Origin of the sequence: Paenibacillus montaniterrae (assembly GCF_018403185.1) — a bacterium.
GTDB classification, from domain to species: domain Bacteria; phylum Bacillota; class Bacilli; order Paenibacillales; family Paenibacillaceae; genus Pristimantibacillus; species Pristimantibacillus montaniterrae.
Genome location: NZ_BOSE01000044.1, coordinates 1 through 327 on the forward strand (window position 1 = coordinate 1; position 327 = coordinate 327).

Sequence of the window (327 nt, forward strand, 5' to 3'; positions counted from 1 at the left end):
AAATCGTTTGGTGGCGATAGCGGAGGGGAACCACACGTTCCCATCTCGAACACGACCGTTAAGCCCTCCAGCGCCGATGGTACTTGGACCGCAGGGTCCTGGGAGAGTAGGACGTCGCCAAGCGGTTCCTTTAAGAGGAAGTTCAAAAAGTCCGACTTTTTGAACACTTACTTAAATGGATACCAAGTGAATACACAGGATGAGGGCCTTTAGCTCAGCTGGTTAGAGCGCACCCCTGATAAGGGTGAGGTCGGTGGTTCGAGTCCACTAAGGCCCACCATAACAACTTAAACCCATTCAAAAAGTAGTCTTAAACGTCACTTTTTG

Annotated in this window: 1 tRNA gene and 1 rRNA gene; both read left to right on the forward strand. The window is 49.8% G+C overall.

Annotation, left to right across the window (positions count from 1 at the left end):
* The first annotated feature begins 6 nt into the window (after positions 1-6).
* Positions 7-123: ribosomal RNA gene (gene rrf / locus KJS52_RS27065) — 5S ribosomal RNA — on the forward strand.
* Positions 124-203: 80 nt separating this feature from the next.
* Positions 204-280, forward strand: a tRNA-Ile gene (locus KJS52_RS27070).
* Positions 281-327: the final 47 nt, after the last annotated feature.